General features: G+C 41.6%; 22 protein-coding genes. 13 read left to right on the top strand and 9 right to left on the bottom strand.

From position 1 onward, the window contains the following. Positions 1–59 precede the first annotated feature (59 nt). Together C9J12_RS21735 and queF are read right to left on the bottom strand one after the other, a co-directional pair. Positions 60–2,339: a tetratricopeptide repeat protein gene (locus tag C9J12_RS21735; RefSeq protein ID WP_107244612.1), complete on the bottom strand. Its 2,280-nt coding sequence runs from the start codon at positions 2,337–2,339 to the stop codon at positions 60–62. A gap of 117 nt (positions 2,340–2,456) precedes the next feature. Further along, positions 2,457–3,302, bottom strand: a complete 846-nt coding sequence (gene queF, locus C9J12_RS21730) for an NADPH-dependent 7-cyano-7-deazaguanine reductase QueF (RefSeq protein WP_107244611.1) — start codon at positions 3,300–3,302, stop codon at positions 2,457–2,459. A 156-nt stretch (positions 3,303–3,458) separates the two neighbouring features. Here queF and syd point away from each other — a divergent pair, with 156 nt between their 5' ends. Together syd and C9J12_RS21720 are read left to right on the top strand one after the other, a co-directional pair. Next, entirely contained in the window at positions 3,459–4,013 is a 555-nt protein-coding gene (syd, locus tag C9J12_RS21725) for a SecY-interacting protein (protein ID WP_107244610.1), read from the top strand. A gap of 2 nt (positions 4,014–4,015) precedes the next feature. After that, complete coding sequence (locus tag C9J12_RS21720; RefSeq protein ID WP_006232649.1) at positions 4,016–4,789, top strand: Zn-ribbon-containing protein; 774 nt, start codon at positions 4,016–4,018, stop codon at positions 4,787–4,789. A 117-nt stretch (positions 4,790–4,906) separates the two neighbouring features. Here C9J12_RS21720 and C9J12_RS21715 read toward each other — a convergent pair whose 3' ends face one another. The 4 genes from C9J12_RS21715 to C9J12_RS21685 form a co-directional block, all read right to left on the bottom strand. Further along, positions 4,907–5,182: a hypothetical protein gene (locus C9J12_RS21715; RefSeq protein WP_107244609.1), complete on the bottom strand. Its 276-nt coding sequence runs from the start codon at positions 5,180–5,182 to the stop codon at positions 4,907–4,909. 38 nt (positions 5,183–5,220) lie between these two features. Then, complete coding sequence (locus tag C9J12_RS21710) at positions 5,221–5,451, bottom strand: DUF2789 domain-containing protein (RefSeq protein ID WP_011219578.1); 231 nt, start codon at positions 5,449–5,451, stop codon at positions 5,221–5,223. Between the two features lie 2,457 nt (positions 5,452–7,908). Then, positions 7,909–8,223: a DUF3301 domain-containing protein gene (locus tag C9J12_RS21690; RefSeq protein WP_011219577.1), complete on the bottom strand. Its 315-nt coding sequence runs from the start codon at positions 8,221–8,223 to the stop codon at positions 7,909–7,911. Positions 8,224–8,283: 60 nt separating this feature from the next. After that, complete coding sequence (locus tag C9J12_RS21685) at positions 8,284–9,330, bottom strand: DUF3549 family protein (RefSeq protein ID WP_107244606.1); 1,047 nt, start codon at positions 9,328–9,330, stop codon at positions 8,284–8,286. 175 nt (positions 9,331–9,505) lie between these two features. On the opposite strand from C9J12_RS21685, the gene C9J12_RS21680 reads away from it, so the two are divergent. The 3 genes from C9J12_RS21680 to C9J12_RS21670 all read left to right on the top strand — a co-directional run bounded on the left by C9J12_RS21680 (position 9,506) and on the right by C9J12_RS21670 (position 11,148). Beyond that, positions 9,506–9,826 (top strand): YqcC family protein, encoded by a 321-nt coding sequence (locus C9J12_RS21680; RefSeq protein WP_107244605.1) that lies wholly within the window; start codon positions 9,506–9,508, stop codon positions 9,824–9,826. A gap of 2 nt (positions 9,827–9,828) precedes the next feature. Next, complete coding sequence (gene truC / locus C9J12_RS21675; protein ID WP_107244604.1) at positions 9,829–10,566, top strand: tRNA pseudouridine(65) synthase TruC; 738 nt, start codon at positions 9,829–9,831, stop codon at positions 10,564–10,566. Positions 10,567–10,692: 126 nt separating this feature from the next. Further along, positions 10,693–11,148 carry a flavodoxin gene (locus C9J12_RS21670; protein ID WP_107244603.1) on the top strand — a complete coding sequence of 152 codons (456 nt, stop codon included), beginning with the start codon at positions 10,693–10,695 and terminating at the stop codon, positions 11,146–11,148. A 45-nt stretch (positions 11,149–11,193) separates the two neighbouring features. On the opposite strand, the gene C9J12_RS21665 is transcribed toward C9J12_RS21670, so the two are convergent. The 3 genes from C9J12_RS21665 to map all read right to left on the bottom strand — a co-directional run bounded on the left by C9J12_RS21665 (position 11,194) and on the right by map (position 15,369). Then, on the bottom strand, positions 11,194–11,574 hold the full coding sequence (locus C9J12_RS21665) for a DUF3461 family protein (protein ID WP_011219572.1): 381 nt from the start codon (positions 11,572–11,574) through the stop codon (positions 11,194–11,196). A gap of 188 nt (positions 11,575–11,762) precedes the next feature. Further along, positions 11,763–14,387 (bottom strand): bifunctional uridylyltransferase/uridylyl-removing protein GlnD, encoded by a 2,625-nt coding sequence (gene glnD / locus C9J12_RS21660; protein ID WP_107244602.1) that lies wholly within the window; start codon positions 14,385–14,387, stop codon positions 11,763–11,765. Positions 14,388–14,541: 154 nt separating this feature from the next. Then, complete coding sequence (gene map / locus C9J12_RS21655; RefSeq protein ID WP_006232663.1) at positions 14,542–15,369, bottom strand: type I methionyl aminopeptidase; 828 nt, start codon at positions 15,367–15,369, stop codon at positions 14,542–14,544. A 324-nt stretch (positions 15,370–15,693) separates the two neighbouring features. Here map and rpsB point away from each other — a divergent pair, with 324 nt between their 5' ends. The 8 genes from rpsB (at position 15,694) to rseP (ending at position 23,326) form a co-directional block, all read left to right on the top strand. Next, positions 15,694–16,422, top strand: a complete 729-nt coding sequence (rpsB, locus tag C9J12_RS21650; RefSeq protein ID WP_107244601.1) for a 30S ribosomal protein S2 — start codon at positions 15,694–15,696, stop codon at positions 16,420–16,422. A gap of 111 nt (positions 16,423–16,533) precedes the next feature. Further along, on the top strand, positions 16,534–17,379 hold the full coding sequence (tsf, locus tag C9J12_RS21645; protein ID WP_107244600.1) for a translation elongation factor Ts: 846 nt from the start codon (positions 16,534–16,536) through the stop codon (positions 17,377–17,379). 99 nt (positions 17,380–17,478) lie between these two features. Next, complete coding sequence (gene pyrH / locus C9J12_RS21640; protein ID WP_107244599.1) at positions 17,479–18,201, top strand: UMP kinase; 723 nt, start codon at positions 17,479–17,481, stop codon at positions 18,199–18,201. Between the two features lie 143 nt (positions 18,202–18,344). After that, on the top strand, positions 18,345–18,902 hold the full coding sequence (gene frr, locus C9J12_RS21635) for a ribosome recycling factor (protein WP_107244598.1): 558 nt from the start codon (positions 18,345–18,347) through the stop codon (positions 18,900–18,902). Positions 18,903–18,987: 85 nt separating this feature from the next. Beyond that, a complete protein-coding gene (locus C9J12_RS21630) occupies positions 18,988–19,752 on the top strand; it encodes an isoprenyl transferase (RefSeq protein ID WP_107244597.1) in 765 nt (254 codons plus the stop codon). Between the two features lie 111 nt (positions 19,753–19,863). Continuing rightward, positions 19,864–20,712: a phosphatidate cytidylyltransferase gene (locus C9J12_RS21625; RefSeq protein ID WP_107244596.1), complete on the top strand. Its 849-nt coding sequence runs from the start codon at positions 19,864–19,866 to the stop codon at positions 20,710–20,712. 62 nt (positions 20,713–20,774) lie between these two features. After that, complete coding sequence (gene ispC / locus C9J12_RS21620; RefSeq protein WP_107244595.1) at positions 20,775–21,968, top strand: 1-deoxy-D-xylulose-5-phosphate reductoisomerase; 1,194 nt, start codon at positions 20,775–20,777, stop codon at positions 21,966–21,968. Between the two features lie 2 nt (positions 21,969–21,970). Continuing rightward, positions 21,971–23,326: a sigma E protease regulator RseP gene (gene rseP, locus C9J12_RS21615; protein WP_107244594.1), complete on the top strand. Its 1,356-nt coding sequence runs from the start codon at positions 21,971–21,973 to the stop codon at positions 23,324–23,326. The last annotated feature ends 18 nt before the right edge of the window (positions 23,327–23,344 follow it).

Below are 23,344 nucleotides of genomic sequence, written 5' to 3'. Positions count from 1 at the left end.
TAGCAAAAAAAATCTAGTCATTTAAGAATATCGGCACATAAATTGATAACTGGAATCGATTAAATAACATTTTTATCAAAATCGTGATCAGGATTCCAATTGAACTCTATTGATGAAGAGCTTTGTACTTTCACTAAACCGTTATCAATACCCTGAATACAAGCTTTTCGAATATTATCGCATGCGAAACTGGCCGCAGGGGCTGCATCAATAGCGCTTAAGTGTACCCATTGGCTGCCTGGCTCTTGTTTGCTATTTAGGCGAGCAGCATTGGTCGCCATCAGCAGAATATCAATCAGTTCTTGATCGTTAATCGCAGTGTATGCACGTGGTAGAAAAGGGTATTCCGCCATGCCAATACATACAGCGGCATCTAATTGATGCTCTTTTAAGAAGTTACTCATTAATTGTTGAATCGAGTCAGCCAGTTGCTTAGGTTCACCGTTAAGGCGAGAGTTCGGCTCAATGTATAAAAACATCGCATCGGAAAAATGATAAAGCCGTGCAGGTTTACAGACTTGTTCTTTTAAGTATTCACCGAATTGACGCTCAATTTCTAAGCCTTGCTGATAACCTTGCTGCAAATAAATATGTTTGAGGAAGGTCGCTTCAAACAAACCAAAACGTAGTCGATCACTTAATGGTTCATTGATGATTTCGCCTAAATGCCATTGCTCGAAGTTGGCACTACTTTGTTGTAAAGAATTGGGTAGGCGAGCATTAAGCATCCGTAAGTTACGTAAACCGCTACGTGGGTGAGTGTAGAGTTCGCTACGTAAGTGAGAAAGACGACTTTGCAGTTGTTTGGCAACAGTATGGCGACGCACTAAAAAAGTGATGAGAAGAACGATAACACTGATTAGAAACAGACTGATTTTTTGCTGTTTATAGATCGATTTTTCATTTTCAAACTGTTGGCGTTCCATTTCTTCTAGGCGAAGAGATCGTTCAAGCATGCGTTGTTGTTGTTTAAATACCTCAACGTTACTTTTTCTTTGTTTTTCTTGTTGGCTAGCAAATAGTTGTTCGTAGCGACGCTGACTTAATAGGGCATTGTAGTAATCATTCTGTTTTTCAAATGCTTGAGATAGAATCGATTCACCCATTAACTGCAGGTTTATTTTGCCGATACGACTTGAAGCGATGAGCCCCGCTTGCAGTGTCGTAATTGATTTATCTATACGGCCTTCAGCTAATTCAAGTTTACCTTCTAAGATCTGTGTTTCAGCCGAAATGACATCATTACCTGTTTGCTGTGCAAGAAGGCGTGCTTGTTGTAAATATTGTTCAGATTTTGGGTAGTTGTAAAGTTGTAAGTAGACTCTTGCAATATTAAGGCGTAGCTGAGCTGAACGAACAACGTGCTTTAATTCACTTTCTTGGTCGAGCGCATTAAAATAATGCACTAACGCCAAGTTATAGCGATTTTGCTGTTCATAAATAGAAGCTATTAGTGTCAATGCTTTAGCTAAAGGCCGGCTACGTTGATAGCGTTCGTAAAATTCACCCGCTTGAGTGGCATGCTCTAATGCTTTATCAAACACTTTTCGTTGTTCAAATAAATTCGCTAGCATGTAATTTGCTGAGGCTATTTGGGCGTTGTCTTCATTTTCAACCGCTAGCCAGTAACCACTTAGAAGACGATCTAAGGCTAAATCATAATGACTATGACGCAGGTAATGCCGCCCTAAAGTGAGTTGATAGATGATTTTTTCTGATAAGTCATCAATGCTGATGAGCAATTGTTTGGCTTTGATAAACAGTTTTTCTGCTTGATTATCATTATTCAATTTTGACTCAATGACAGCTCGCTGCATCAATGACCAATATTGTAAAAATGTCACTTGCTTAGTGCGCTTGAGTGATTGTGTCTGTTCTATTTCGGCATCAATGTTGTCTAACATTTTTAATGCGGTTGCGCTATTTTTGAGGTTTTCCCAATAAAATTTAGCATGCAATAAGCGCGTTTCTAAGATGGTATAGGTGAGCCCATTTTCAACGGCCAACTTTTCTGCTAATTTTATCGTGTTTAATGCCTGTTCAGAGTCACTCAATAGTGAATACGCTTGTGCTTTAATTTGTAGGGCATTAATTGTATTTAATGGAGTACGAACAGTGTGATCGGTTTCATCGTTAGCATGAACACGAGAGGCGCCTTTTTTTTCAGTGAGGCGGCGTTGTTTAATGTAACGATCAGAGATTTCTAATGATTTTTCTGGGCTAGTTTGTAATAGCTCGTTTGCATCTGCCAAAATAGGGGTAGTGTATACTTTTGCACTCGCGCTAAAGGAAGCAATCAGAATCACTATTACACTTATCAACCCGCAGCGAAAACTCATATCATCTCTTAAACCACAATAAACACAGTTGTCTAATATTACTGGCTTGGTGAATCAAGTCCAGCAAAGTAAACCTTTTTACTGGACTTATTATTCAATGTGTTGGAATTATTAAGATTACTGGCGCGCTAGGCGGAAGTTATCACTCGGTGTTTTGCCTTGGTTTGTACGATATGGGTTAATATCTAACCCGCCACGACGTGTATAGCGTGCATAAACCGTTAATAATTCTGGTTGGCAGAACTTCATGATATCAGTAAAGATACGTTCTACGCATTGTTCATGGAATTCATTGTGGTTACGGAAAGACACTAAGTAACGTAGTAATTTCTCGTGGTTGATTTGTTTACCTTTGTAAGAAATTTTCACGCTGCCCCAATCTGGCTGATTGGTGATTAAGCAGTTAGATTTCAGCAAATGGCTGTGAAGGTCTTCCGTCACAATCTCACCTTCTGCAGCATCTTTAAGGTATTGTGCATCAAAGTCGTAATTGTTGATTTCAATATCTTGATCATCAATACAATTGCCAGCAAAATTGATTACCGTTTGATCAGTGAAATCTTCTAATGGCTGAATCGTGACATCTACTTCTTGTCCCGCACAAGCTGTCAGGTCTTTCTGTAATGTATCGGCAATTTGCTGCCAGCTATCATAACGCGTTTGATTAAAGCTGTTGAGATACAACTTAAACGATTTTGACTCAATTAGGTTAGGGCTAGAAGCGGGTAAACGCACTTCACCAATTGCAACTTGAGGTAACCCTTTGCTGTTTAGCCATGATAGCTCATAGAGTGTCCAGATATCATAGCCAGTAAATGGTAAGCTTTCGCCAAGGTTTAAGTCACTGCGATTTAGACTTCGAGGTACTGGTTGCAGTAAAGAGGCATCGTACTGATCGATATAATCGGTTTTTTGCCCTAGTGTTAAACCCGCTAATTCTTTAGCATCTTTATATTTGCTCATACTGTATTTGACACTCTTGGATTAGAATATGTGTGCGATTCTGCTTATAGCCTCATAACGCTGTATTCACGTTAGTAGGGGATAAGTTGAAGCGTCACTGATTTATATTAAAAATACTATAGTGCAAAGTTTACTTAATCTTTAATGAGGTTGCGAATGAATCATCCTGTTGCTGTCGCTTTATCTGACTTTTCTTCTCTTTTTTTACAAGCTTGGCGTGATGCAGGTCACGGTTTTCCACGTAGCGAAGATTTAGTTGGGCTTGAGTCACCGTGTGTTGAACATGATTCTGGTGATGAAGTGACATGGAAACCCATTACTCGTCAACCTCAGGGGGATCTAGCTGGAGTTGAGAAGGGTATTGAGATTGAGCTACATAAAGATATTATTGATTTTTATAGCACCCAGTTTAGTGGTGATATGGCGGCAAAATTTGGTGAGATTGAATTAGACCTATTGCAAGTGTTTAGTGAACAAGATGGCGTACGTTTACAAGAAAATATTCTAGGGCACCTTGTGACGCAACGTCGTCTAAAATTAAAGCCAACAGTTTTCATTGGTGTTATTGATAGTGCCGATAAAGTGATCGCTATTTGTAATCTAACAGGCGAGGTCATACTTGAAACCTTGGGTAAAAATGAACGCGATGTGTTAGCAAAAGATGTGACTAGCTTTTTACAGCAGTTAGTGCCCGTAGTACGAGAGGCTTAAAGATGTACGTTGTAGAGCTGCAATTTGAGTGTTTTGATAACACCACAATATCCGCTGTTGATGCTGCAATCAACGGCTTGATGGATGCATTACGTTATAACGGTCAAGTGCTTGGTCGAGAATTTCCCATTGTAATGGACGACGGTATTTTCCGTGTTAGAGCTGTATGTCCAGAGCAAGATGGTTTGCACTCGCAATTTAACAGTGAAAATGTCAATGCGCATATCAAGCGCTTGAACAATGCCTGTTTACTAGCGCCTAAGATTAAACTGCTTGGGCGTGATATTAATTCAGAAGCAGCCGCTGAAAATTTAACGCCGTCTTGGCAAGTTATTTATACCACCTTTGTTCATACCTGTTCGCCATTACGTTGTGGCGAAACGTTAATGCCGATTCCACTTTACCGTATTGGTCCTACATCTAACGGTGATCATAAAGCTATCTTGAAGTGGCAAACAGAATGGCAAGCTTGTGATGAAATTCAAATGGCAGGTGGGTGCAAAGCCGAACATGCAACTCTGCATGAAATTCGTGATGTTGATAGTGATCTGTTTCGTCGTGGATGGGATCTGCGTGGGCGTATTGAATTTTTAACGAAGATACCCACATACTATTATCAATATCGTGTTGGTGGTGACAGTTTAGCGGCAGAACTCGAGCGTAAGTGCCCTAAATGTAATGGTGATTGGCGTCTGGATGAACCATTGCATAACTTGTTTCACTACAAGTGCGATGAATGCCGGATCGTTTCGAATTTATCTTACGACTTTCAGTAATCTGCTTACTGTATGATCCTCTATTGATAAAAGGGCACCGTATGGTGCCTTTGAACTATCAGCGGCTTTCAGTATCAAGTTCATTGTCGATCATGATAATGCCCACTTCATCTTGAACTAATTACTAACATTTTCTAACTGGGTAAGACGGGCCGTTAGATCCGCAACTTGTTGTTCAAGCTGTTTGATACGTTCTTCATTGGAGATGCTGGGTTCTGTTCTCTCAATTTTTGGTATTTTTGCATTTTTCTTCCAGGCCTGTAGTGCCTTTATAATAAGGGGCATCGGCAGCGGTTCAGTTAATCGTGCTTTAATTAATGCAACGGAAGGTTCTTTGCCTTCAGTAATAAGAGAGGTAATCGCCTGTTCTAGCGCGAGGGTAATCGTCGACATAGTACTTCCTGAAATCGTGTTTGATATGAAGATACACGCTATTTTCGTAGCAAAGTATCTAATTGATCAATGACTTCACTCCAATCAGCATCCTGTTCTTGGGATTCTTTTAAAAATCGTTTCTGAGCGGGCTGCCAAAAACTGGCTTCGGTTAACGTCTCATTTTGTTCAAGGTGATGTTCACAAAGGAATGATTCAATGAATGATTGAGAGTTATTTAGCCCTAACTGGCTGAAAAGGTTTGATAAATTATGGTTGAATGTTTCCATGGCTATATCCCTTTTAAGTCGATTATTATTGAATATGAAACTCGCGCACCTGTTATGAATGTAGGATAAGTTTGGCTATTAATACCAATTTTTGATGGTGATTTGCGTTAACGAGATAAAGTGTAGTGGGAGTCTGGCGAGATATCTCTACTTGGCTTGTAAGAGATCTCTTACAAATACGTGCGCCTTTTAAGTTAATGTTATCAGACTTAAGATTAACTATGATTATAAGTTGTTGTTTTTATTGCTCTTGTGTTTTTGTGGTAAATATTGTGGTGAGAACTGTGATTGAAGTCCGCTTTGCCTACCTTGCTCAAAAAATCTAAAAGCGTAATCTTATTGGTGTCGGAAGGAACTGACGGAACGGAACAGGAAAAAGCCAAGGATTTGGTAGTCTCAGGATGAGACCGGTGTATCAGGATGATATATCGAACATGGATAGTAAAAGGACCACCGAAGGATTCGGTAACAGTAAGCAGGATGTTTACTGGTCAGGATGACAAATGGACCACTTCAGGATGAAGTTAGGGACACCTCTAGGATAGAGGCATAAAGGAACACTTCAGGGTTGAAGTAAAGGACACCTCCAGGAAGGAGATGAGAGTTGATATAGGATGTATCGACGGGTTAAGGAAAGCCAAAGGATCTCTTCAGGACGAAGATAAAAGGACAATGCTGACGGATTACAGCAGTCAATGGAATGATGCAGGGAGCACCATAGTAGCCGGATTGCTGCAAGTAAGACCTAAGGGCGCGACGCAAGTCGCGCCCGCTCTTTTATGTCTGCTATAAAACTACTCTTATCTATCTCTCCCTTTTGTATTTTCAAATCAATGTATTCACTGGAATCTTTAGAGTGATGTGTTGAATTATTGTTGTAATTCGTTCTGTTTACCTTAAATGAAATCGATTACTGGATATTGTTTATTTCAGGCGTGAGAGATCTCTTACAAGCGCGTGGGAAAACTATATTTCAACTTGCGGCTATTACGTAATCCGTAATATTAAGTTCTTTAAATTCAATCTATTATCTTGTTGTTGTGAGGTTGTTATATTTTTTATTCCCATCATGTTTTTTCTTGTTCATGTCTAAAGTATGTATATCGAGTAATATCTCTCTTGTCGGAAGGAACTGACGGAATGGAACAGGAACAAGCCAAGGATTTGGTCGTCTCAGGAAGAGACCGGTGTATCAGGATGATATATCGAACATGGATAGTGAAAGGATAAGCAAAGGATTTAGCAACAGTAAACAGGATGTTTGCTGGTCAGGATGACAAAGGACCACTTCAGGATGAAGTCAGGGACACCTCTAGGACAGAGGCTTAAAGGATTTGCTTCAGGACGAAGTCAGGGACACCTCTAGGACAGAGGCTTAAAGGATTTGCTTCAGGATGAAGTCAGGGACACCTCTAGGACAGAGGCTTAAAGGATTTGCTTCAGGATGAAGTCAGGGACACCTCTAGGACAGAGGCTCAAAGGATTCACTTCAGGATGAAGTTAGGGACACCTTCAGGATTGAAGAGAGAGTTGAAACTGGATTATTCAACGGGTCAGGGAATACCGTAGGACACTCTAGGATAGAGTGGGGAATTATGCTTTAGGAAGAAGCACATCATGGAATGATGCAGGGAGCATGGTAGTAGCAGGATTGCTGCAAGTGAGATCTAAAGGCGTGACGAAAGTCACGCCTTTTCTCGTTTCTGTAATTTTCGAATTGTTCGTGTTGTTGATGGTTAATCTCTTATATCTACCTGCCTTGTGCGAGATCTCTTACAAAGTTGTGGGAAATCATGTGATTTTAGGTAAGCTAAAACTACATGATATTATTTAAGTTATTGTTTATATTGTGGTTTTGTTTTAATTGGTTCGTTTTTTCTATTTTGCTATACGGTATTTTTTGCTAGGTGGTTCTTTTTTTAAGGATTCAGCGTAATCTTATTGGTGTCGGAAGGAACTGACGGAACGGAACAGGAAAAAGCCAAGGATTTGGTAGTCTCAGGATGAGACCGGTGTATCAGGATGATATATCGAACATGGATAGTAAAAGGACCACCGAAGGATTCGGTAACAGTAAGCAGGATGTTTACTGGTCAGGACGACAAAAGGACCACTTCAGGACGAAGTTAGGGACACCTCTAGGATAGAGGCATAAAGGAACACTTCAGGGTTGAAGTAAAGGACACCTCCAGGAAGGAGATGAGAGTTGATATAGGATGTATCGACGGGTTAAGGAAAGCCAAAGGATCTCTTCAGGACGAAGATAAAAGGACAATGCTGACGGATTACAGCAGTCAATGGAATGATGCAGGGAGCACCATAGTAGCCGGATTGCTGCAAGTAAGACCTAAGGGCGCGACGCAAGTCGCGCCCGCTCTTTTATGTCTGCTATCTAACATTCAGTGTTTTGCTATCGCGCTTTATCCTACCGTTAACGAGCATCTGCCTTCATTATCATTAATCCATTTCAACGTCTGGGATATGATGAGCAGGTACATAGAACGTCATGGGTCTAAACCCTTTCATTTCGACAAACCCTTCATAATAGTCATGACCATTGGCTGAGAATTCAAACAAGTACACCGTTCGCCATCCCCAATTGCCCTTATTGTCTTTTAGCTTATGGGAACCTCTTGCAGTGCTGAGTAATTGCAAACCAAGGTTTTTACAGCGTTGTATAATGAATTTTTCGGCGAATTCAGTTTGGCGCCGTTGCTGCCAAAATAAATATGCGCCAAATGCGACCAGCAAGATTGCGATTAAGTTATCCATAACAAATAAATTTATCCTTCATAAAGATCAACAGACCTAATACCGTTTAAATAACACTGACTATTTACTGCGAGCATGCTGCTGAAGTTGGGTTATCGCTTCAACTAATGCAGGGTTTGCTTGACTGTGAAGAACCTGAAGTATAATTCCGCGAAGTAAAGGTAACATGACAAGATCTGTAAATAGCTGATTAAATAGCGTTTGATCTTTTGTTTCAGCAAGGCGTAATAAGAATAGGCTTGCGGTGTCTGTGTTCGCTAAACCATACCAACAGCGCCCTGCAATCGCGACTAAGACTTCAGGATGACAAAGCTCTGTGTGTTGTAACAAGGCATTAAGCTGCTCTGTAAGCGTGACAGCGTTGCTACCTGCAAGCGAACGGATAATAGCGGCTAGTAAGAAGAGATCTGGCTCTGAAGATGCCATTTCTGTGTGTAATCTTTCTTCTAAACGCTTGCTCAGTGTTTCTGGAATATCACAATGCTCTAAACAACCCAGTAATGCATAAAGAGGGGTCATTGGCAGGTTGTTCACTGCTTTTCTTAGTAACGTGCTGTTATTTTCTTGCTTTATTCTTGCACAGATATCAGCCAAACCTTGCAGACCGATACCTTGCCATTGATCCCAGCCGAGATCACCACTTAGAAATAGCTGAGCATGCTCATAATACTGACTGGTCGATAATGAGAGAACTTGACGTAATTGGGCATGAAAAATCGCCATTTTGTCGTCATTAGGCTTAAATGTGTATGGGTTAGCGGCTAACTTCTCTTGTTCCTCTTCTGTCGGCTCAGCATTGAGCGTTGCGCCCATGGCTTCGATAACATACTTGATAAAATCGCCCACAGCAGCTTGCTTTAATAACCCACGCTCGTCTAATGGTAAACGTAAGAACCAAACCCAAGGTGCATTATTGTTCTGCCAAAAAGAGATAGAAAGGTGCGCATGCTGCTGCAATGGCCATGGATAAGGCTGACGATTTTCTTCTACAGCTTTGAATTGCTCGATATCAATCTCGCAAACACGGCGACCAAGGTCGAAAATCTTGTACTGACAACCGGCATTATCAAGTAATTGGGTAAGGGTATGAAATTTATCCATGGACATAGTTATTGCTCCTAAATCTGATTCGTGAGTATATCAAAGACAGTAATTAACTGACTATTCAATTGCGTAAATCATGTCATTAAGTACCTGAATCTTGATTGTAAGGTGTATCCGTTGTTGGGTGTCGGGGGATGAAATGGTATTCTAGCGCGCCAATTTCATGAGGATCTGTTGCATGGATAAATATCGTCATAGCATGTTGTTACTAGAAAAGCTTGAGGCTGCCTTACGCAATGCTGAACGGTGGGAAAGTGTACCACCAAGCAACACAGCACTTGCGAGCACGGAACCTTTTGCTGTGGATACGCTATCTTGTAGTCAATGGTTGCAATGGATTTTTATTCCGAGAATGACCCAGCTTATCGCGTTGAAACAACCGTTACCTCAACATTTTGAACTTTCCCCTTATGTTGAAGAAGCAATGAAGCACGATAGTGGGATAAATATTATTCTTGGCGTAACACGTGAGTTAGATAACTTATTTAAGGCTCAATAATTGTGGAATTAGACATTCTTTTTCAAGATGAATACTTAGTTGCGGTTAATAAGCCCTCTGGCATGTTGGTTCACCGCTCTTGGCTTGATCGCCATGAAACGGTATTTGTAATGCAAACATTACGTGACCAAATTGGTCAGCATGTATTTCCACTTCATCGGTTAGATCGCCCTACATCTGGGGTGTTATTATTTGGTTTATCGAGTGAAATTGCATCGCAAATGATGCCTGTATTTTCTGGGCGAGATATACATAAAACGTATCACGCTGTTGTTCGTGGTTGGATCAAAGACGCTGCAGTACTCGATTACCCGTTGAAAAAAGAGCTTGATAAAATAGCGGATAAAAACGCAGCAGAAGAACAAGAAGCCCAAGAAGCAGTGACAGCCTATAGTCCACTTGCCACCATAGAAACCAATATTCCAGTAGGTCGCTATGCAACTAGCCGTTATTGCTTAGTTGAAATGAAACCTGAAACGGGCCGTAAACACCAGCTGCGTCGCCATATGCATCATTTAAACCATCACATTATTGGTGACGTAAATCATGGTGATGGTCGCCACAATCGTATGTTCCGTGAAAATTATGATTGCCACCGTTTGATGCTGCATGCATCTCGCTTGCAATTTCTTCACCCAGTAACAAAGCAAGCGCTAGATATTCGTGCATCAATTGATGAAACATGGTTACGGGTGATGTCTGAATTTAATTGGTCGACTGAACTGTTAAACTCAGAATAGTCATAAATTATCATCACGCCTTTTTTTAATGAGGAAGCTCTCGTTGTCGAGTTATCTTATTTGCATCTTCGGATATAAAAAGCCAAATTTATTTTTGGACTCTCTGAAAATAAAGGCTAGGACGTTATGGCTAAAATTGGTGTGTTTGTTGGTTCTGTATTTGGCGGCGCTGAAGATGTTGCCCAAGATGTAATTACCCAGTTAAGCAGTAATGGGCATACGGCTCAGCTGTATTTAGATCCTCAACTTGATGATTTTTTAGCATATCAAAATGACACCATTGTCGTTATTACCTCGACAACGGGGCAGGGGGAAGTACCTGATAACCTTTTACCGCTATATGTTGCGCTAAATGATCAATTTCCATTGGTGCCTAAGTTAAGTTATGGCGTGATTTCAATGGGGGATTCAAGTTATGGCGAAGATCGTTATTGTGGTGCTGGGCGTCAGTTTGATGAGATGCTACAACAACTGCAGGCTAAGCCTGTTGCAGAGCGATTAGATATTGATGCATGCGTTAGCTTTGATGCATTAGAAGCGACGCTTCCTTGGTTAAGCCGTTTTTTGAAGCAAATCGTTTAGATGATGATTTCTGCTCTTCAAGAAGAGAGCAGAAATCAATGATGTTTATTTTAATTTTTCTAAATCTGCTTCAATTTCTGATATTTTGTGGCTTACAACGCGCTCTAAATGACGTAAGTCACCTAAAATTTTCTTCTTAATATCCACTTCTGTATGCTTTCTTTTAGTGATGATATCGAGCTCATCAATAATATGAGTCAGTGTTCGATTTATTTCAGTAATTTCTTTGTATTCACGGCTGCCGCTATTCACTAAGACGGATTTACGCTGACGAGGAAATTTAAATTTCACACTCTTCGCGAACAGCTCACCTTTATTTTTTGCAAAATAGACTTTTAGAATGTCATTGGCGGCTTCTTGACGCAGGCTGTAACGTTCAATTGCTTCTGGTTGTTCAATACCAATACTGGTGAGGTGTGGATACATAAGGGCCTCTGCTTAATGTTCTTATATTTTACGAGCAATAAAATAACTGTAGCAAGAACCTATCATAACGTCCTGATAGTCGAGCCAGAATGTGGTGAAGATCGCGCATCCTTTAAGTAAAAAATATTTAGCGTAAAGAATGCGTATTAATAAGGTATTCGAGTGAATCAGGTAGTCATACTCAAGCCTTAATCTTGAGGGGTCAGCTTGCTGATTAACGCCTCTTTCAATGCTTGCTGATGCTCTTCCGTTAACGGACTACCGTGCTCATTGACCAAAATAAAGAAATCTTCTGCACGCTCACCAATGGTGGTAATTTTGGCGGCTTGTAGGCTGACTTTTTGTTTGGCAAATACAGCACCAATTCGAGCGAGCAGACCCGGCGTGTCTAATGCGATGAGCTCCATTGTTGTTTTTTTACCCGTTTTAGTTGGCAAAAAATCCACTTGGGTTTTAACGTTAAAATGCATTAATTTACGTGGGGCGCGTTTATTTTTACGCTCTGATTTCATTTTTGTTAGTGCGTTGACGAGTGCGCGTCGAATCGTATTGTGGCGATTTTCTGGTATGGCTTTTCCGCTCGGGTCTAGCACCATAAATGTATCAAGTGTGTAACCGTCTTTACTGTTCATGACTTGGGCATCGTGAACACTGAGGTTTTTCTTATCCAGTTCTGATACGACAATCGCAAATAACTTGGCTTTGTCTTTGTTATAAACAAAAACCTCCGTCCCCCCTCTGGTTGCTTTTTTACTGAGTAGTATTAGTGGCTTGTCATGATCATGCGTGAGTAGTGCTTCGGCATGCCAGGCTAATTGCTTGTGTGTATGACGCAAGAAATAGTCAGCTTTAAAACGTTGCCACAGCACTTCTATTTCACGAGGTGCGAAGCCTTTTCCGCGCAAAATAGCAGAAGATAGCTGTTGGTTGTGGCGGATACGGTCACGAACATCAGGGGTGTTTTCTAATCCACGGCGCAACGCTTTTTGAGTCGAGTAATAGAGCTCTGCGAGCAGAGTGCGTTTCCAGCTGTTCCATAATTCTTGGTTTGTAGCGCAAATATCAGCCACGGTTAGGCAAATCAAATAATCGAGGCGTTCTTCATCACGCACTTCTTTGGCAAATTCAGCGACAACCTCTGGATCATAGATGTCTCGGCGCTGAGCAGTAACTGACATCAGGAGGTGCTTTTGAACCAACCAAGCGATGAGGTTAGTTTCTGGGCGTGACAAACCGTGTTGGATACAGAATTTACGAGCTTCAATAGCACCAAGTTCAGAGTGATCCCCGCCACGGCCTTTAGCTATATCATGGAAAATAGCCGCAATGGTGAGTAATTCCTTTTTGATTATTCTTGGATAGACTTCACAGCAAATAGGGTGACGTTCACGGTTCTCTGGGTCATTAAATTTATTGAGATTCTTGATGAGGCGAACACTGTGTTCATCGACCGTGTATACATGGAATAAATCAAATTGCATCTGACCTACAATCTGGCTCCATTGAGGTAAATATGCCGATAAAACGCCATGACGGTGCATTAAGCGAAATGCTTTTTGTAAAGTATTTGGCTGACGAACCAATTCCATGAATTTTTCACGGGCCTCGGGAATATCAACTAAAAACACGTTTAAACGTCGTCGAGCTGTACGTAGTTGGCGAAGTGTCGGAGCCGCTATACCTTCAATGTCACCGTTTTGTGCTATGTGCAAAAACATATCAAGGATCGTTTCAGGGCGGGCTTGGAATAATGCCGGTTTGGTTGCTTCAATTAAATGCCCGCGAATTTGAAAGTCATCACTAAGCTGTATAGTTTCAACCGTTTTTCCGTTATCGAGAATCGCTTGATCAAATAATTGAAGTAACATTTTATTGAGTTCAAGTACGCGACGTAATGTGCGATAAAACTCTTTCATCATCATTTCGACACCGCGATTGCCTTCTCCGGTGTAGCCTAAATTCTCAGCAACGGATGGTTGGTGTGAAAACGTGAGGCGGTTATCGTAGCGGCGTAACTCAATGTGTAGGGCAAAGCGAATGCGCCACAGTGAATCTTGGCATTCAACTAATTCACGGTATTCCGCATCAGTTAAAAAGCCAAATCGACTCATTTCTAACAAACTGGTCGCCCCAAAATGACGGCGTGCAACCCAGCTTAAGGTATGAATATCTCGTAATCCGCCAGGGCTTGATTTGATATCAGGTTCTAGATTATATGTGGTGTCGTGATAACGGGCATGGCGTGTTTTTTGTTCTTCTAATTTAGCCCGATAAAAGTCTTCACTCGGCCAAAAATTACCTGCATTAATGCGTTCTTGTAAGCACTGAAATGCATCGTTGCTTCCGCAGAGTATGCGTGCTTCTGTTAGATTAGTGGCAACCGTTAAATCATCGCTGCCAATTTCAATACAGTCATCGATAGTCCGTACACTATGACCGACCTCTAAACGCAGATCCCATAAAAAGGTTAAAAACTCACTGACGATTCTTCCTGTTTCATCACTTAGTGGTTGAGCGCTTAAGATTAGAATATCGACATCTGATAATGGATGTAACTCACCCCGACCATACCCACCTACAGCGATTAATGCGATATCAGGATACTGATTTACGCCATAATGTTCCCATAGACGAATTAATAATTTATCAATGAAAGTCGAGCGAGACAGTACCAAATCGGTTACTGGACGATGCTGGATAAATTGTTGTTTTTGCTGTTCAGCAAATTGTTCAAGCGTGTTACGCAAGTTTTCTTGAGTAATCGCTTCAACAGGAAGTGTTTGAGGGTTAGTTATCGTAGAGGTGTCAATCATCGCGGTCCATGCCCTGTGATGTAGTGCTTAGTCTTACTATAACTGGATCGTAATAAATGGGTAGTAGTTATCGATAGGTTGCTAACTGTTGGGGGAGAGTATTGAGGGGAGTTCGTACTAAGGAAAAGTCGGCACATGGCCGACTTTCTCAATATTATGCTTTGATGATACGAGGTAGTGTTTCATCTTTTCGTAATGTAAGCACTTCACAACCTGTTTCAGTTACAAGTAGTGTATGTTCCCACTGTGCTGATTTTTTGCCATCAACGGTATATACCGTCCAGCCATCATTATCGTCAGATACACAGCCAAATTTACCAGCATTGATCATTGGTTCGATAGTAAAACACATACCCGCTTTTAACACGGTACGGTCGTTGTTTTTGTAATGAACAACCTGAGGTTCTTCATGAAATTCGTTACCAATACCATGACCACAGTAATCTTTAACAATAGAAAAGCGGCTGTTACCAGTTTTGATGAATTTCTGAATCGCAGTACCAATTTCACCTAGCTTAGTGCCAGGTTTTACCTTCTTAATCGCAAGGTAAAGGCTTTCTTGTGCAACACGGCATAGGCGTTTGTCATCCAGTGATACTTCACCGATCTCAAACATCTTAGAGGTGTCACCGTGGTAGCCATCTTTAATAACAGTGATGTCGATATTAAGGATGTCGCCATCTTTTAATACTGCTGGTTTGTTGTAAGAACCATTAACGTCTTCATCTTTTTCAGCTGGAATGCCGTGGCAAACAACGTGATTGATAGATGTACAAACCGATTTAGGGAAACCGTGATAGTTGAGCGGCGCAGGAATTGCGTTCTGCTCTTTTGTGATGAAATCGTGACAGATTCGATCGATCTCTTCTGTCGTTACACCTGCCTTTACATGGGGTTCAATCATCTCTAGCACATCAGCAGCCAAACGGCCGGCTACGCGCATTTTTTCTATTTCATCAGCCGTTTTGATCTTAATGCTCATACAATATTCTCTATATTTTACTGTTTGCTATTAATCATATGTTAACAGTGAGGAGGTGCGATGGAAACCAAGTTTAGATACATCAACTAAACTTAGTCTGGATTATTGCTATGAAAATATGGTATAAAACGCGCCGTAATTAGCTAGTTTGGTTTCGACTCTATTAGTTAAATTACACATACTTTTATTAATCACTCACACATATCGACACATGCTCCGGGGTGCCCGCCATTTTTAATAAGCCCATTATGGACTTAGGTAAAATGGATAGAGGGTCGGTAGGATGGGATATGTGGACGCCTAACCCCATAGAGGAATTATTCAATGGCAACTGTATCAATGCGCGACATGCTTAAGGCTGGTGTACACTTTGGTCACCAAACTCGTTACTGGAACCCAAAAATGAAGCCATTCATTTTCGGTGCTCGTAACAAGGTACACATCATCAACCTTGAGAAAACTGTACCAATGTTCAACGACGCACTAGCTGAAATCAACAAGATTGCAGCTCGTAAAGGTAAGGTGCTTTTCGTTGGTACTAAGCGTGCAGCCAGCGAATCTGTTAAAGAATCAGCTATCAGCTGTGATCAGTACTACGTAAACAACCGTTGGTTGGGTGGTATGCTGACTAACTGGAAAACTGTTCGTCAGTCAATCAAACGTCTGAAAGAGCTAGAAGTTCAGTCTGCTGACGGTACGTTCGAAAAGCTAACAAAGAAAGAAGCGCTAATGCGTACTCGTGAAATGGAGAAACTTGAAAAGTCTCTAGGCGGTATCAAGAACATGGGCGGTCTTCCTGACGCAATGTTTGTAATTGATGCTGATCACGAACACATCGCTATTAAAGAAGCTAACAACCTGGGTATCCCAGTATTCTCTATTGTAGATACTAACTCTAACCCAGACGGCGTTGACTTCGTTATCCCTGGTAACGATGATGCAATCCGTTCAATTCAGCTTTACACTGGTGCTGTAGCACAAACTGTAACTGAAGCTCGTAACCAAGACATCGTTGTTCAAGCTGAACAAGATGGTTTCGTAGCAGAAGCTTAATAGCCGCTCTTTTGAGTTTCTTAGCTTACCTAGTGTAAACTAAGAATGGTTAACAGGGGCCTATTTCGGCCCCTGATTTTTATATCAAGAATTCAAACCGAGGATATGACAATGGCAACAGTTACAGCTGCCCTAGTTAAAGAACTGCGTGAGCGTACAGCTGCAGGCATGATGGATTGTAAAAAAGCGCTTGTTGAAGCAGATGGCGACATCGAGCTAGCAATTGATAACATGCGTAAGAGCGGTGCTGCTAAGGCTGCTAAAAAATCGGGCAACATTGCAGCTGAAGGCACAATCATCATCAAAGAAGTTGATGGCGTTGCTGCAATTCTAGAAGTTAACTGCCAAACAGATTTCGTTGCTAAAGATGCTAGCTTCCTTGCGTTTGCTAATGAAGTAGCAGATGCAGCTCTTGCAGGCCGTGTTGATGTTGCTGAACTTCAAGCTGCTTTCGAAGAGAAGCGCATTGCTCTAGTAACTAAAATCGGTGAAAACATCAGCATTCGTCGTGTTGAGTTCATCGAAGGCGCACAAATTGGTTCTTACCGTCACGGCGACCGTATTGGTGTTGTTGTTGCATCTGATGCAGACCAAGAAACAATTAAGCAAGTAGCTATGCACGTTGCTGCATCTAAGCCTGAGTTCGTAACTCCTGAAGATGTACCTGCTGACGTTGTTGCTAAAGAGAAGCAAATCCAGATCGATATCGCTATCCAATCTGGTAAGCCAGCTGAAATTGCAGAGAAAATGGTTGTTGGCCGCATGAAGAAATTCACCGGCGAAGTTTCTCTAACTGGTCAAGCATTCATCATGGATCCAGCACAAACTGTTGGTCAAATGTTGAAAGCTAAAGGTGCTACAGTAACAAACTTCATCCGTTTTGAAGTTGGTGAAGGCATCGAGAAAGCACAAGAAATGAGCTTCGCAGAAGAAGTTGCAGCTGTTCAGAAGGGTTAATCCTTCACAGCAAAAAGAACTCTAAAGACCGTAGCCAAGGCTGCGGTCTTTTTACAACTCCATATCTCTTTAGTTTAGTTAGCCTGGAAGGTAATACTTATGACCACAAACCCTAAACCAATTTATCAACGAATTTTACTTAAACTAAGTGGTGAAGCACTACAGGGATCAGAAGGTTTCGGTATTGATGCAAAAGTTCTTGACCGTATGGCACAAGAAGTTAAAGAACTCGTTGAACTGGGTGTGCAGGTTGGCCTTGTTATCGGTGGCGGTAACCTGTTCCGTGGTGCTGGTTTGGCTGAAGCGGGTATGAACCGAGTTGTGGGCGACCACATGGGTATGCTAGCAACTGTGATGAATGGTTTGGCAATGCGAGATGCATTACACCGTGCCTATGTGAACGCTCGAGTGATGTCCGCAATTCCACTCAATGGTGTGTGTGACAGCTACAACTGGGCTGAAGCTATTAGCCAACTTCGTCAAGGTCGCGTTGTGATCTTCGCTGCTGGTACTGGTAATCCGTTCTTTACGACTGATTCAGCTGCATGCCTTCGTGGTATTGAGATTGAAGCTGACATAGTATTGAAAGCAACGAAAGTTGACGGAGTTTACACTGATGATCCAGTTAAGAACCCAGATGCAATTCTTTGTGATAAGCTTGGTTTCCAAGACGTTCTTGAAAAAGAGCTAAAAGTGATGGACTTAGCTGCATTTACACTTGCTCGTGACCATAAAATGCCGATTCGTGTTTTTAACATGACTAAACCTGGCTCTCTTCGTCGCGTAGTAATGGGTGAGCAAGAAGGCACTTTGATCTCTTAATAGTTAATGTAAAAACATGAGTATTCACGTTGGTGAAGCTTTAAAACGTATTAACTATAAAAACGACTAATTCAGGATGGAGGCTTTTGAGGCCTCCGCCGTGACTAAATAACCTGACCATTACCAAGCAGGGGTACTAAATCGTGATTAATGAAATTCAAAATGATGCGCAAGAGCGTATGGGAAAAAGCGTTGATGCGCTAAAAAACCAACTTGTTAAGATCCGTACTGGTCGTGCGCATCCAAGTCTACTTGATACAATTTACGTAGAATACTACGGTGCGAATACACCACTTAAGCAGCTTGCAAATGTTGTTGCTGAAGATTCACGTACGTTGGCGATTACGGTTTTTGACCGAGAGCTAACGCCAAAAATCGAAAAAGCGATCATGATGTCAGATTTGGGGCTAAACCCAATGTCTGCAGGTACCGTAATTCGTGTACCATTGCCTCCTTTAACGGAAGAGCGTCGTCGTGATCTTGTTAAGATTGTACGTAAAGAAGCAGAGCAAGGCCGTGTGGCTATTCGTAACATCCGTCGTGATGCGAATGCAGACTTAAAAGCATTGCTAAAAGACAAAGACATTTCTGAAGATGATGATCGTCGTGCACAAGATGAAATTCAGAAACTGACAGATGTTGCAGTTAAGAACATTGATACTGTTCTTGAAGTGAAAGAAAAAGAGTTAATGGAAGTTTAAGACACTTGTCTTTCCAATATGATTTAGCTTTATGATATTTGAAGCGCTGTGCGTACAGCACAGCGTTTTTTTTTGAGGGAGAAACATGGCAGAGCGTACCATCGAAACTGAACTTTCTGCTGAATGTTTACCGAAGCATGTTGCCGTCATTATGGATGGGAATGGTCGGTGGGCGAAGGCAAAAGGAAAGGCTCGAGTGTTTGGCCATAAGGCTGGCGTTGAAGCCGTGCGTAAAAGTGTCTCGACGGCTAACCGTCTTGGCGTTAAGGTTTTGACATTATTTGCTTTTAGTAGCGAAAACTGGCGTCGCCCTGAAGACGAGGTTTCATTATTAATGGAACTGTTTATGACTGTACTGAGTCTTGAGGTAAAACGTCTTCATAAAAATAATATCCAGTTACGTATTATCGGTGACAAAAGTGGCTTTAGTGAGCGACTTCAACGAAAAATAGCAACCTCGGAAGCGTTAACGGCTAACAATACTGGTTTAGTCTTGAATATTGCTGCCAATTACGGTGGGCAATGGGATATCTTGCAAGCAACGAAAAAATTAGCCGTTCAGATTGCTGAACAAGGCTTAATGGCTTCAGATATTACTGAGGATATGTTGTCTGCTGGCTTGTCGACTGCTGATTTGCCTGATGTTGATTTAATGATCCGTACGAGTGGTGAATGCCGTATTAGTAATTTTATGTTGTGGCAGGCAGCTTATGCTGAATTATACTTCACAGAGCAGCATTGGCCTGATTTTGATGAAGAAAGCTTTGTTAACGCTATAGCATGGTATATTAACCGTGAACGCCGTTTTGGTTGTACGGGTGAACAGATTCAAGCTTTAATACAAGAATAAATATTATTCAAACAATGCGTTTTTATAGAACGCATTGACTTATATCACAAAAATTGAACCATGATAATTTACCTGAATAATGAAAATGAATAACAAACGAGAGGACGCCGCTTGTTAAAGCAACGAATTATTACTGCACTAATCCTCGCGCCTTTAGTGATTGCTGGGATATTTTTACTACCATTTTCTTTTTTCGTCATTGCTCTTGCTGCGATTACGTTGATTGGTTTCTGGGAATGGACACAGTTTGTTGATGCTAAATCGCGGATTGTGGCTATGGTCGTACCTGCGATGACCCTAGGCTTAAGCTTAGTAGTAATACCTTCCGATGTAACTGCATTATCAACACTGACCGAATCACACTATAGCATACTGTTTATGGGTGGAATTTGGTGGTTAATTGCATCTACCTTAGCAATAACATATCCATCCAGCGTAAAACTGTGGTCTACATCTTCTTGGCTAAAATACTTCTTTGGGTTACTTACGCTCATTCCATTTTTTTGGAGCATCTTAATGCTCCGCGCTGTTAACTATGCTGAAAACCCATACCACGGTGCAAAACTTGTGTTATTGGTTTGTTTTCTGGTGTGGGCGGCAGATACTGGCGCGTACTTCTCTGGTAAACGTTTCGGTAAAACTAAAATGGCCCCTGCGGTTAGCCCAAATAAAACTATCGAAGGTTTAGTCGGTGGGGCATTGTTAGCGATCCTTATTACATGGGGTGGCGCGACATTGATGGATATTCCATTTACTAGCTTAAGCAACCTTTTCATCATTGCTATTATTACAGTGATTGCATCTGTTTTAGGTGACTTGGTTGAAAGTATGTTCAAGCGTGTTTCTGGCATCAAAGATAGTGGTAATATTTTACCTGGTCACGGTGGCATCCTTGATCGTATTGACAGTTTAACGGCTGCCCTTCCTGTTTTTGCTTTATTGTATCTCTGGATACTGTAAGCAACATCATATAGTGGGCAGCGATTCTTAAGCTGCCCTTCATAGCTGAATTAAGTGATTTTATGCGTAAGTTAACGATTCTTGGTGCTACTGGCTCTATTGGAAGTAGTACATTGGCTGTTGCAGCACAGAACCCGCAATTGTTTGAGGTTGTTGCTTTAGCTGCCGGTACAAATAGTCAGAAAATGCTCGAGTTATGCCGTATCTGGAAACCAAAATACGCAGCAATGGCATCTCAGCTGGCTGCGAAGGAATTGTCAGCATTACTGAAACAGCATGAGATTAGTACCCAAGTTTTAGCGGGTGAAGCAGGGCTCTGCCAAGTCGCGGCACTTGATGAAGTTGACACTGTCATGGCCGCAATAGTTGGTGCTGCTGGCTTATTACCGACAATGGCTGGTGTGAAAGCGGGTAAACGCATTTTATTAGCGAACAAAGAAGCATTGGTAATGTCTGGTCAGATGTTTATTGATGCGTGTGAGCAATACGGCGCTGAGCTATTACCTGTAGATAGTGAGCATAATGCCATTTTCCAATGCCTACCTGCTGATATTCAACGTGCAATGGGGCGTTGTGATTTGGAAGAGTACGGTATTAGTAAAATTTTGCTAACGGGCTCTGGTGGACCATTTAGGTATACTGATCTATCTGAATTGGCATCGGTTACGCCGCAGATGGCAATCGCACATCCTAATTGGTCTATGGGACCAAAAATCTCAGTTGATTCCGCAACCATGATGAACAAAGGGCTTGAATATATTGAGGCTCGGTGGTTGTTCAATGCATCTAGAGAGCAGCTGCAAGTGATTATTCACCCACAGTCCGTTATTCACTCCATGGTGCAATACAAAGATGGCTCAGTATTGGCGCAGATGGGGTTACCCGATATGCAAACGCCCATTGCGTGTGCAATGTCCTACCCTAATAGAGTAGATGCGGGTGTTGCGCCATTAGACTTCAGTAATATTGGTGAATTCACTTTCTTACCGCCAGACTACTCGCGCTATCCTTGTCTGAAACTTGCTATTGATGCATGTTATGAAGGTCAAGCCGCTACAACGGCATTGAATGCGGCGAACGAAATAGCGGTTGCGGCGTTTTTAAATAATGAAATCGGTTTTACCGATATTGCTGTAATAAACGAGCAAATTCTTAATTCTGCCGATATGACGACACCAGTGGATTTGGAAAGTGTGATTGAGTTAGATATGCGAGCTCGTGTTTTGACTCACAACATAATTCGTAAGGTAGCATGAATATGATGAGTATTTTATGGAATCTAGGGTCATTTATACTGGCTTTAGGCATTTTAATCGCAGTACATGAGTTCGGTCATTTTTGGGTCGCTCGACGTTGTGGTGTCTATGTTGAACGCTTTTCCATCGGTTTTGGTAAGTCGTTATGGCGTAAAGTGGGTAAAGATGGCACAGAATATACGCTGGCTATGATTCCACTGGGTGGTTACGTTAAAATGCTCGATGAGCGTGTTGATGACGTACCAGCTGATAAAAAACATATGGCTTTCAATAATAAACCACTATGGCAACGTAGTGCGATTGTTGCTGCCGGACCCATGGCGAACTTTATTTTTGCTATCTTTGCTTATTGGGTCGTTTATCTGATTGGTATTCCTGCCGTTCGTCCTATTATTGGTGACGTCGCTCCGCAATCGATAGCGGCGGAAGCAGGAATTAGCTCTGGAATGGAACTAAAATCTATTTCAGGAATCAAAACCGCTGATTGGGAATCCGCTAATATGGCGATGATTTCTCATATCGGTGATAAAGAAATGGTTATTACAGTCACTGAACCTAATAATGACTATGAGGTTCAGCGTACTTTAAACCTAAGCACTTGGTCATTTGACCCTGAAAGCGAACGTGTTTTAACAACGCTAGGTATTGCACCCTATTCACCTGCAATAACCCTTTCCATCTCACAACTTGTTGACGGTGGAGCAGCAATTGATGCCGGATTCAGGTTAAATGATAAAATTGTGGCGATCGATAATACTCCGATCTCGCAATGGCAAGAGGTTGTCGATGCTGTTCGTTCACATCCTGAACAAGCGTTATTGTTTGATTTAGAGCGTGAAGGGCAACGTGTTTCGGTGACTTTGACACCAAAATCGAAAAAATTGGCGAATGATGAATTAATTGGATACGCAGGTTTTGCACCAGAAGTGGAAGCGTGGCCTGAGTCATACCGTATTAATCTTCAGTTTGGTCCTATAGACGCGGTAGGAAAAGCAACAGAAAAAACCTGGCAGTTGGTGACGTTGACCTTTGGTATGGTGACGAAGTTGGTGACTGGTGATGTGGCGCTTAAAAATCTAAGTGGTCCAATATCCATAGCGAAAGGGGCTGGAATGACCGCCGATTACGGTTTGGTGTATTTCCTTGGATTTTTAGCTCTGATTAGTGTGAACTTAGGGATAGTTAACTTGTTACCGCTTCCGGTACTTGATGGTGGACATTTAATGTATTTTGCCATTGAAGCTGTAACCCGTCGTCCCGTTTCTGAGCGTGTTCAGGATCTTGGCTATAGAGTGGGATCAGCCATTTTGGTTGCATTAATGGCCGTAGCGCTATTCAATGATTTTACCCGCCTTTAATAAATGCGTTTTTTAGCA

This window comes from Photobacterium frigidiphilum, assembly GCF_003025615.1.
In the GTDB taxonomy this organism is placed as follows: Bacteria; Pseudomonadota; Gammaproteobacteria; order Enterobacterales; family Vibrionaceae; genus Photobacterium; species Photobacterium frigidiphilum.
The sequence above is the reverse complement of the archived record's forward strand: the minus strand, read 5'-3'. Positions and strand labels throughout refer to the sequence as shown.

What these genes read in the sequence shown, in the direction of transcription:
- glnD (WP_107244602.1), bottom strand. Translation starts at nt 14,387, where the DNA reads ATGATTGACACCTCTACGATAACTAACCCTCAAACACTTCCTGTTGAA.
- rseP (WP_107244594.1), top strand. Translation starts at nt 21,971, where the DNA reads ATGATGAGTATTTTATGGAATCTAGGGTCATTTATACTGGCTTTAGGC.
- C9J12_RS21685 (WP_107244606.1), bottom strand. Translation starts at nt 9,330, where the DNA reads ATGTCCATGGATAAATTTCATACCCTTACCCAATTACTTGATAATGCC.
- C9J12_RS21715 (WP_107244609.1), bottom strand. Translation starts at nt 5,182, where the DNA reads ATGTCGACGATTACCCTCGCGCTAGAACAGGCGATTACCTCTCTTATT.
- queF (WP_107244611.1), bottom strand. Translation starts at nt 3,302, where the DNA reads ATGAGCAAATATAAAGATGCTAAAGAATTAGCGGGTTTAACACTAGGG.
- C9J12_RS21670 (WP_107244603.1), top strand. Translation starts at nt 10,693, where the DNA reads ATGGCTAAAATTGGTGTGTTTGTTGGTTCTGTATTTGGCGGCGCTGAA.
- C9J12_RS21665 (WP_011219572.1), bottom strand. Translation starts at nt 11,574, where the DNA reads ATGTATCCACACCTCACCAGTATTGGTATTGAACAACCAGAAGCAATT.
- C9J12_RS21680 (WP_107244605.1), top strand. Translation starts at nt 9,506, where the DNA reads ATGGATAAATATCGTCATAGCATGTTGTTACTAGAAAAGCTTGAGGCT.
- C9J12_RS21690 (WP_011219577.1), bottom strand. Translation starts at nt 8,223, where the DNA reads ATGGATAACTTAATCGCAATCTTGCTGGTCGCATTTGGCGCATATTTA.
- map (WP_006232663.1), bottom strand. Translation starts at nt 15,369, where the DNA reads ATGAGCATTAAGATCAAAACGGCTGATGAAATAGAAAAAATGCGCGTA.
- C9J12_RS21710 (WP_011219578.1), bottom strand. Translation starts at nt 5,451, where the DNA reads ATGGAAACATTCAACCATAATTTATCAAACCTTTTCAGCCAGTTAGGG.
- C9J12_RS21630 (WP_107244597.1), top strand. Translation starts at nt 18,988, where the DNA reads ATGGCAGAGCGTACCATCGAAACTGAACTTTCTGCTGAATGTTTACCG.
- syd (WP_107244610.1), top strand. Translation starts at nt 3,459, where the DNA reads ATGAATCATCCTGTTGCTGTCGCTTTATCTGACTTTTCTTCTCTTTTT.
- tsf (WP_107244600.1), top strand. Translation starts at nt 16,534, where the DNA reads ATGGCAACAGTTACAGCTGCCCTAGTTAAAGAACTGCGTGAGCGTACA.
- rpsB (WP_107244601.1), top strand. Translation starts at nt 15,694, where the DNA reads ATGGCAACTGTATCAATGCGCGACATGCTTAAGGCTGGTGTACACTTT.
- C9J12_RS21735 (WP_107244612.1), bottom strand. Translation starts at nt 2,339, where the DNA reads ATGAGTTTTCGCTGCGGGTTGATAAGTGTAATAGTGATTCTGATTGCT.
- ispC (WP_107244595.1), top strand. Translation starts at nt 20,775, where the DNA reads ATGCGTAAGTTAACGATTCTTGGTGCTACTGGCTCTATTGGAAGTAGT.
- C9J12_RS21720 (WP_006232649.1), top strand. Translation starts at nt 4,016, where the DNA reads ATGTACGTTGTAGAGCTGCAATTTGAGTGTTTTGATAACACCACAATA.
- pyrH (WP_107244599.1), top strand. Translation starts at nt 17,479, where the DNA reads ATGACCACAAACCCTAAACCAATTTATCAACGAATTTTACTTAAACTA.